Annotated in this window: 6 protein-coding genes and 1 pseudogene; 5 read left to right on the top strand and 2 right to left on the bottom strand. The window is 61.4% G+C overall.

Features of this window, described 5'->3' with window-relative positions; all coding sequences use genetic code 11:
* Nucleotides 1–114: 114 nt before the first annotated feature.
* Both QQL24_RS33090 and QQL24_RS33085 read right to left on the bottom strand, forming a co-directional pair.
* The gene (locus QQL24_RS33090; RefSeq protein WP_284316582.1) at nucleotides 115–1,158 is read right to left on the bottom strand and encodes a tartrate dehydrogenase; all 1,044 of its coding nucleotides are present in this window, start codon (nucleotides 1,156–1,158) and stop codon (nucleotides 115–117) included.
* A gap of 703 nt (nucleotides 1,159–1,861) precedes the next feature.
* Complete coding sequence (locus QQL24_RS33085; protein WP_284316581.1) at nucleotides 1,862–2,713, bottom strand: LysR family transcriptional regulator; 852 nt, start codon at nucleotides 2,711–2,713, stop codon at nucleotides 1,862–1,864.
* Nucleotides 2,714–2,811: 98 nt separating this feature from the next.
* Between QQL24_RS33085 and QQL24_RS33080 the strand changes: the two genes are divergently transcribed.
* The 5 genes and pseudogenes from QQL24_RS33080 (at nucleotide 2,812) to QQL24_RS33055 (ending at nucleotide 8,538) form a co-directional block, all read left to right on the top strand.
* On the top strand, nucleotides 2,812–3,876 hold the full coding sequence (locus QQL24_RS33080; protein WP_284316580.1) for a four-carbon acid sugar kinase family protein: 1,065 nt from the start codon (nucleotides 2,812–2,814) through the stop codon (nucleotides 3,874–3,876).
* Nucleotides 3,876–4,880: a 4-hydroxythreonine-4-phosphate dehydrogenase PdxA gene (pdxA, locus tag QQL24_RS33075; RefSeq protein ID WP_284316579.1), complete on the top strand. Its 1,005-nt coding sequence runs from the start codon at nucleotides 3,876–3,878 to the stop codon at nucleotides 4,878–4,880. The genes QQL24_RS33080 and pdxA overlap by 1 nt, the downstream gene beginning before the upstream one ends.
* Nucleotides 4,880–5,914 (top strand): cupin domain-containing protein, encoded by a 1,035-nt coding sequence (locus tag QQL24_RS36500; RefSeq protein ID WP_348536516.1) that lies wholly within the window; start codon nucleotides 4,880–4,882, stop codon nucleotides 5,912–5,914. The genes pdxA and QQL24_RS36500 overlap by 1 nt, the downstream gene beginning before the upstream one ends.
* A gap of 148 nt (nucleotides 5,915–6,062) precedes the next feature.
* Nucleotides 6,063–6,366, top strand: a pseudogene (locus QQL24_RS33060) (cupin domain-containing protein).
* 849 nt (nucleotides 6,367–7,215) lie between these two features.
* Nucleotides 7,216–8,538 (top strand): NAD(P)/FAD-dependent oxidoreductase, encoded by a 1,323-nt coding sequence (locus QQL24_RS33055; RefSeq protein WP_284316578.1) that lies wholly within the window; start codon nucleotides 7,216–7,218, stop codon nucleotides 8,536–8,538.
* Nucleotides 8,539–9,049 lie beyond the last annotated feature (511 nt).

Genomic DNA, 9,049 nt, shown 5'->3' with positions numbered 1-9,049 from the left:
CCAAGCTCTCGCCCAGAAGGCACATATAAAACAAAAATTACGACTGTAATGCTAGGCCGATCATACCGAAGTTCGCCCCCTCTTACGCGTTGCGCATGACGGCCATGTCGGCATTCAGTCGAGTACGTTCAGAATTGCCGCTGTAATCGCTTCGGTCTTTTGCTGGGCTCGCGCTGTACCGAAACCACTGGCGGTCGTTCTTTCAAGCGCATGCATGATCTTGCGAGCGGCGTCGGCCTCGCCGAGATGATCAAGCATCATGGCGCCGGACCAGACAGCGGCGATGGGATTGGCAGTGCCAAGATCGGCGATATCGGGTGCCGAACCGTGGACCGGCTCGAACATGGACGGAGCGCTGCGGTCCGGATTGATGTTGGCCGAAGCGGCGAAGCCCAGCCCGCCTTGGATTGCAGCGCCGATGTCGGTCAGGATGTCGCCGAATAAGTTGGATGCCACGATGACGTCCAGACTGTCCGGCGCCAAAATCATACGCGCCGCCATGGCATCGATATGATAGCTCGTGACCTCGACGTCCGGATATTCGGCCGCAAGCTTACGAGTAACTTCGTCCCAGAACACCATCGAATATTTCTGGGCGTTCGACTTTGTAACGGAAGCAAGTCGGCCGCGCCGGGCCCTCGCCTGCTCGAAGCCAAAGCGAAGGATGCGCTCGACACCGGCGCGCGTGAAGATTGAGGTCTCAACGGCAACCTCGTTGTCCGTGCCTTGATGAATGCGGCCGCCGGCTCCCGAATATTCACCCTCGGTATTCTCTCGGATGCAGAGGATGTCGAAGTCCTCGACGCGCAGCGGACCTTGAACGCCAGGAAGCAGCCGGTGTGGCCTGACGTTTGCATACTGCACGAACGCCTTTCGAATTGGCAGCAGCAGCCCATGCAGAGAGACCGAATCCGGCACCTTCGCGGGCCAACCGACGGCACCGAGCAAAATGGCGTCGAAGCCTCGCAGTATCTCAATGCCGTCTGTCGGCAACATCGAGCCGGTTTCTTCGTAGAAGGCGCAAGACCACGGGAATCGCGTGCCATCGAGTCTGAACCCCGAGTTCTCGGCTGCCTTCGCCAGGATGGCCCAGGCCGCATCGGTAACATCGCGGCCGATGCCGTCGCCAGGTATGAGCGCGATTGAATAGGTTTTCATGGGATGGGAGGTCCTAAAGCTGATGGAGAGGCTCACCTTTGCTAACGATGCTATAGGCTTCGCATTCGATGCGATTCCCTCGCCACGAGCCGCCGGATGGGAAGGGCTCGCGCGAGCTGCTTTACTTGTTCACCCAAACGGACATGGCCTAGTCGCCTGCACAAGCCACTTCGGCCGGGGCAGGCGAGTGGATAAAGTTGCCGCCGAGCTCGGCGCCCGATCATATTCAGCTAGTCTAATGGCAGGTTGCGAAATTCCGTGTTGAAAGCGCGTCGGATTCGGTCGATTGTTGTGTTTAGGTCCGCCTCTTGAGCGATTTCTGCCGCCTGCGCTGCGGTCGGTGATCTAGCTGTTGAGGCGGCGCTCCATCGACATCTGCTCGCACCTGCGGACACCGCCTCGATGTCAGGCGCCTTGGCAGATTGAGGCTTGCACAGCCGTGCTGCGAATACCGGAGCTGGACATTCACAAACGCGGCACATGTGCGCCTACTTAAGGCCGAGGCCTGATCGCGCTTATTTGCGCGCGTCCCGTGGCTATCACGCCACCTTTATTAGTATCTAAACGAAGTCACCAAATTAGTATCTAAACGAAGTCACCAACCTCTGCTTGCAGCAGCTCCGGCATTGCTCTCCAGGATCTCTATATCGGCCAATTCCTTCTCTCGAGGAGCAAACTGGCGCAGAACCGTTTGAGACGCTGATCAAAAGAAATTCTTGCTCTGTCCTTGCAGCCATAAAGCAAGCTCATGCGCGTTCTCGGAGAGTTCAGGTTCGCCCATCCAGATTAGGCCATAGTGGCTTTCGTCGGGATCGAAACCGGCTGCGGCGACAAGCCGCCCTCTATCGATGTCATCGGTAACAAGGACCCACGGGCTGAGGGCAACTCCCAACCCCGCTGTTGCAGCTTCGACGATGAGGAAATGGTGGTCATAGAAGCGAATCTCCCTGGGACGCCGCACTGATGGATGGGAGGAAAGCCATCGCGACCATGCGTCCGGCCGGGTCTTTGAACCGAGGGCAATGTACTCCCCCGACTCAAATGCCGGCGCGAGCTGCGGGCTCATGACAGGCCCCACCTTTTCAGGAAAAAGGCGCCGGACATGCCAGGCCTCTGGGAGCGCAAAGTCAAGCCGACGTATGGCGAGATCGATCCGGTCGCGGCGAAACTCGACTGGTCCGCCGCCGACTGACAGATGCAGGGCGACACCGGGGTGGGCAGCCTCAAAGCTGGCGAGCCTCGGAATGAGCCAACGCGTCGCGACTGACGGCTCGCAAGACAGAACGAGAGCATTCTGCTGAGCGCTGGCCGCACGCAGGTTCTCGACGGTCGTCGCCAGCTCAGTGAAGAAGCGGCTGACGGTAACGTTGAGCACCTCCCCAGCAGCCGTGAGGCGCAAGCCACGTCCGCTTTTTTCGAACAGCTTGAATCCGAGGTCGTCGGACAGCTTGGTGATCCGGCGGCTCACGGCCCCGTGGGTCAGGGCAAGGCTGTCGGCGGCGGAGCGGACAGACCCCAGCCGCGCTGCGGACTCGAACGCGCGCAGGTCGTCCAACGAAGGTATTTCGGATCGCTTCATTGGTGATCTATTATCACCGATAATGCACAAAAACTATCACTTTTCCTTTCGGATTGATTTGGCATAATTGATCCATGCGAACCAATCGTCCATGCACAATTGCCATTCTCGCCGATGACCTGACCAGCGCCGCCGACGGGGCCGGTCCGTTCGTCGAGCGGGGCCTGCGCGCCGTTGTCGGCCGACGCCGACTACCGCCAGAGGAGGCGGCGATCGTCGCGGTCGATAGCGGATCGCGGTCGGCCTCTGCCGTGCAAGCCGCAGGGCGAGTGTCGGACCTTGCCGAGCAACTTGCTTCAAGGGACGTCTTCTACAAGACCGTGGATTCGACGCTTCGCGGACATGTGAGGGCCGAGTTGGACGCTGCCTTCGCGGCAAGCGGCCGCAAGATGCTGGTCTTCGCACCCGCGTTTCCGGGCGCAGGGCGTACGACCGTAAGCGGCGTTCAGCTTGTCGATGGCATCCCTGTCGCGGAGACCGGCTATGGTCGCGATCCCGTCCGTCCGGCGCAACACTCGCGGCTGGTTGACCTCGTCCCGTCCTCCATCGGCAATGCCATCATCCTTGATGCTACGACACAGGGCGAACTCGACGCAAAGATTGCAGCATTGCCGGATCCGGAGTCGATCCTGTGGGTGGGCTCTCCGGGCATGGCTCTGGCTTTGGCGAAGCGGCTCGCGCCGGTTCAGGTTGCGTCCAACCTGACGCTGGCAGGGGGCAGCGAGATTCTTGTTGTTGTCGGCAGCGCTAACCCCCGCAGCCATCGTCAGGCCGATCGGATCGGGGTCGAGCGCGGCGTTGCTCTGTTACGAGCTCCGGTGGAACGTATTGACGACTCCAAATCCATTCTGCGCGACATTGCGCAGGCCGCGGCTCGAAGGGTGGTCGATGAGCCTTGTGACGTGGTGATGGCCACTGGCGGGGATACGATGGAAGCGATTCTCGATGGCCTCGACATCTCTGCGTTCGAGATTCTGCAGGAGCTCGAGCCAGGGTTTCCGCTTGGCCGCGCGTCCCTCGGGAATGGACGAGAGCTGCTCATCGCCATGAAGGCAGGCGGCTTTGGCGGCGACGACACCCTACGTCGTGCAGTGGCGCGGCTTCGCGCCTGCGACTCGGTGTCAGAAAGGGTTCTGTAATGACCCAAATCGCTCCCCTCGCCATCACCATGGGCGATGCCTCAGGCATCGGCCCGGAGATCGTGGCGAAGACATTGGCCAAAGGCGCTGAAAGCGTGGTCGTCTTCGGCAGCTCGGTCGTGATGGAGAATATCGTCCGTCGTCTGGGCCTCGGCCTCAAGGTCAAGCGCATCGCCGAACCTCAAGATGCGCGCTCTGAGCCGCGGTCCATCGAGGTCGTCGAGGCGACGCAAATCATCGCGCCGCCTCCGCTCGGGAGCGTCAGTGCCACGTCCGGCCAGGCTTCCTTCGACGCCGTCGTCGCCGCGATCGCGGCAGCCAAAAACGACAAAGTCAGCGGCATCGTCACCGCGCCAATCAATAAGGAGGCAATGGCAAGCGCGGGCGTTCGTTATCCCGGGCACACCGAGATTCTCGCCGAGTATGGCGGCGCGAAGCGCGTCGCGATGATGCTGGCCAACGACGATATCCGAACGGTTCTCGTCACGATCCACACGTCTCTGCGCAATGCCATCGTCGAAGCGGACTTCGATGCGCAGATGTCGGCCATTCGGCTCGCAAACGAGGGTGGGAAGGCCCTCGGAATCGCGGCACCGCGCGTTGCGGTCGCAGGGCTCAACCCCCATGCCGGCGAAGGTGGTCTCTTCGGCGACGAGGAAATCCGGATCATTGGCCCCGCGATCGAGGCGGCACGCGCAGAGGGCATCGACGTCAGCGGCCCGTGGCCCGGCGACACCGTCTACATGCAGGCCCGCAAGGGCCGCTTCGACGTGGTCGTGGCTCAATATCACGATCAGGGCCTGATCCCCGTGAAATATCTTGGCCTCGAAAAGGGTGTGAACATCACGCTCGGCCTGCCGTTCGTCCGTACAAGCCCTGATCATGGCACGGCGTTCGACATTGCAGGCCGAGGCATCGCCGACACCGCTAGTCTCGAGACCGCGCTGGCTTACGCGCGAAGGCTCGTCGCCGCGCAAATTAAGACAAAAGAAGGGGTAGTGTAATGGGCCTTCGCTTCATCTTCATGCTCACGCGCAACGATCGCACGATCGAGGACGCCTCGGAACAGCTCAAGACCGCCCTGAGCCTGGGCGTTCGTCACATTGGCTTCAAGGACATTGGCCTGACGACTGAGCGGCTCAAAGTTCTTAACCAGGCCATCAAAGCAGACGGCGCGACCTCCTACCTCGAAGTCGTTTCACTCGACCGGCAGAGTGAGATCGTTTCGGCGCAGGCGGCGGTCGAAATCGGCGTTGACGTCTTGCTCGGCGGCACACGTGTGGACGACGTCCTGCCGATCCTTGCGGGCACGGACATTCAATACTGTCCCTTCCCGGGAAGCATCACGGGTCACCCGAGCGTTCTCGAAGGGAGCATCGAGGAGATCATTGAAAGCGCAAAGACGCTCACCGCGCGGGAAGGCGTGCACGGCCTCGACCTGCTCGCCTATCGCTCCAAGGAAGACGTCCCGGCCCTCATCAAAGCGGTATGCGCGGCGGTGTCCAAGCCCGTCTATGTGGCTGGCTCGATTGATACCCCTGAGCGGATAGCCACCCTGAAGGACGCAGGAGCCGCCGGCTTCACCATCGGCACGGCCGCGTTGGACGGCAAGTATCCAGCCGATGAGAAGGGCGTCGCTCGCCAGCTCGGGGCCATCATTCGTGACGTGGCCACGCTCAATCGGCATCTCTCGCCGCTCCACAAGAAGAACCTGGCCACCTCGTTCGTGCAGCTCAGGGAAACTTGGTCTCCGAAGATCGCCGGTCAGATTAACGACATGCAGATCAAGCTCGCCAAGTTCGCGGGCGAGTTCGCCTGGCGCTTTCACAGGAGCAGTGACGAACTCTACCTAGTGCACAAGGGCCGCCTGCTGATGAAATTCCGCGATCGGGACGAGATCATCGAGCAAGGCGAGTTCATCGTGGTCCCGCATGGGGTAGAGCATTGCCCTGTCGCGCTGCACGACATCTGCGAGGTCGTGCTGCTCGAACCCGGCACAGCCCTGGATGCCGACACAGTTCACGAGGTCGCAGGCTAGACCGTCCGCCTGCGATCGGAACTAACGTTTGTCGTCGGCTGGCCTTCCATCGGTCGGCCTCGTTGGCCCCAAGCGCGACTGCTCGTCGCAGTCCACCTCCACTACCAAAGAAAGGCGCCCCCACCCGCGAGCCCAGCACTCCAAGACCCTGCCGGCCCGCCCGGTTTCCGGCGATCCGTCCTACAAGACCTGGGAGCAGGACTCCTCGCGCAGCGACTCGGTGAGGATAAGAGTCTGGGAGGCCACACCTGGCGAGAACCTTTCGATCAAGGACGAGAACTTCGAGTGCTGCCACATCCTTTCCGACGTGGTGGAGCTGACCGAGGAAGGCAAGGAGCCTCGCATTTTCACGCCGGCGACAGCTTTGCGAAAGACCGGGCAATGTCGGTGTCTGGAAGACGATCGAGACGGTGCGAAAGATCTACGTCGCCGTTAGTACGCCGGCCGCCTAAAACTGACTTCGGGCGCCGGGACAAAATGGGCTTTCCTGCAAGCGCTGGTACCTTCTCGGCGGCGCTCGTGTTTCAGAGCATCACCCCTCCCGGCGTCGCCGACCCAATCGCGACGGCTGGAGCCATTTTGCTGGGGCATCCAAAAGCGGTCCAGTCTCCGTCCCATCTGCCGCGCCAAGCGGCCACTCGTGCTCGCGGTCACACAAACCGAAGAGCGGCTGCCCGGCATGAGCGCCCCGACACGATCTCGCCTACTCGCCAAGCGAGCTGAGCCGTAGCCGGTGTCGCCGATCAGCTTTGCGCGGGCCAGATGGCGAGATCGTCTTGAACGCGCTCGATCATACGTGTAGCCCGTGATCAGCATGGGGATCAGCAGGGGTCGACTGACGCCAGCGCGTCTCGCTGTAGAAAGGACGCTGATGTGCGCGCAAGCCAGACCGATCGGCGAGCTGGACGGTCGACCGTAGCAGATGGGGCCGTGGGGACATACCGCTCGAGGCGATTTTGCAAAGAGCGGCTCCTGCGCAACTACCCGGTCAGTGATCATCAGCTGCGCGCGAAGGGTTTGAATCAGACGGGAGTCGCGTCGCAGACGGGAGATTTTCAACGCCATCAGTCGAAAGCAGACGAGGGCCACGAGTGCGATTCAACGGACGAGCAGGTCGCGCCGCCCCTGCGCCGAACTGGGGCTCGGCCGGGCTTGAGCACCTTCGTTCAATCAAGCGGCCAAAAACGCGAACATGTTGCGAAGTCCCGGATGATTTCAGCACATTCTTTCGAGCGTCAGATGCGATGAAGGGTTGATCGGAACTCTGCTTCCGTATTCTTGATAGCCGAGGTTATTGGAATATGTCGCCCCGCGTCGAACGCATTCACAGCGATGAGCGTCTCCCAGCCGAGGCCGATGTCGTCATCGTCGGTGGCGGAATCCTCGGCTCCACGGCCGCCTATTACCTGGCAAAGCGTGGCCTCTCTGTGGCGCTCCTCGAGAAGGGCCACGTCGCCTGTGAACAATCGAGCCGAAACTGGGGTTGGTGTCGCCAGCAGAACCGCGATCGTCGCGAACTGCCGCTCTCGGTGATCTCCATGCGGCTGTGGGACGAGCTCACGCGCGATATCAATCGGGACCTCGGATTTCGGCGGTGCGGTCTCGTCTATGCGACCCACGACGAGGCTGTGCTCGCCGGCTGGGAAAGGTGGCGCGAGGTCGCCAGGGAGTACGACGTCGACACCCGCGTTCTGAGCCGGGCGGAGGTAGCCGAGCGTGTCCCCGAAACCCGCGACAAATGGGTGGGCGGGACCTATTCGGCTCGGGACGGCAAGGCCGAACCTGCGCTTGCCGCGCCGGCTACCGCCGAGGGGGCCAGAACTCTAGGGGCCACGATCCACCAGGGATGCGCCGCGCGGGCGCTCGACTTGGCCAATGGCAGGATTGCGGGCGTGCACACCGAGAAAGGCTATATCAGAACCAGCGCGGTGCTGTGCGCCGCCGGCGCCTGGTCGTCGCGCTTCCTTCGGCCACTCGGGATCAGTTTCCCCCAGGCGAGCATCCGGCAGACCGCGCTGCGTTCCACCCCGACAATCAACATAGGCGACGCGGTCTCCACACCCTACTGCTCGATCACGCGCCGACTGGACGGCAGTTACACGCTTGCGATCAGCGGCAAAGCCAACCTCGAAATCACGCCCCAGGCTATCCGGTATAGCCGGGAATTCATGCCGCAGTTCTTGCGTCGCCTGAAAAACGTCAGGCTCGGCATCGGCCATTCGTTCGTTTTGGGGCCGGATTCATTGCCCGCGCTGCTGACCAACGACGATCGGATCTTCGAACAGAATCGCGTGTTGGATCCTCCGCCTTTGAAATGGCTGATTAGCCAAGTGGTGGAGAGCGTCCGGAAAACCTTCCCCCAACTCGGCGAAATAGAGATCGATAGCGCGTGGGGCGGCTTCGTCGATTGCACGCCGGATGCAGTGCCCGTGGTATCGCAGGTGGACGGGGTGGAAGGCCTGGTCCTTGCGGCGGGCTGCTCGGGTCACGGCTTCGGTTTAGGCCCGGGGCTCGGCTATCTGGCCGCAGAGCTTGTCGTAAACGACACGCCTTGCGTCGATCCCACACCGTTCCGGCTGTCGCGTCTGGTCGATGGCTCCAAGCTGGACATCGCCGCCATCTGAAGATCGAGCCGGGAGTCAGGCCTGACGCGCACCAACCGAAGTCAAGCTGTCGGTAGTGGAGGTGGGCGAAACCCCCACTTTGCGTGCCGTCAAGTTCGCCGGCGCATGAGGGCGTCACAACACGAAAGTGGTGGATCTGTCCGACTTTTGAGAACATATGCGGAATTTGCGCCTGCTTGCCTTTGATGTGATTGATTTTTTGGCTCTGAGCGCTTCGTGGAGCGCGGTCTTGCTGATCCCCACGCGTGTTGATTTCCGTCGAGAAGTGACCCAGGATTTCCACTGAGAAGTGGCTCTGACTCACATTTGCTGCTGTGGTGGGTGATGCTTTGGCTGATTCATGGGAGGATCAGCGGATGCACCATCGGTTCCAGCGTGCGAGCCTCGCGCCGGACGGCTTCGCAGTGGATTCAGTCAAGATTGTCGGTGAGAGCGTCCATATTCTCTTGCAATCACGCTCTCCCACCGGAGCTTGTCCCGACTGCGGACGACAGAGCCGACGTGTTCAAAG

This window comes from Labrys miyagiensis, assembly GCF_030160835.1.
GTDB classification, from domain to species: Bacteria; Pseudomonadota; Alphaproteobacteria; order Rhizobiales; family Labraceae; genus Labrys; species Labrys miyagiensis.
This window is presented reverse-complemented; position numbering and strand designations above follow the sequence as displayed.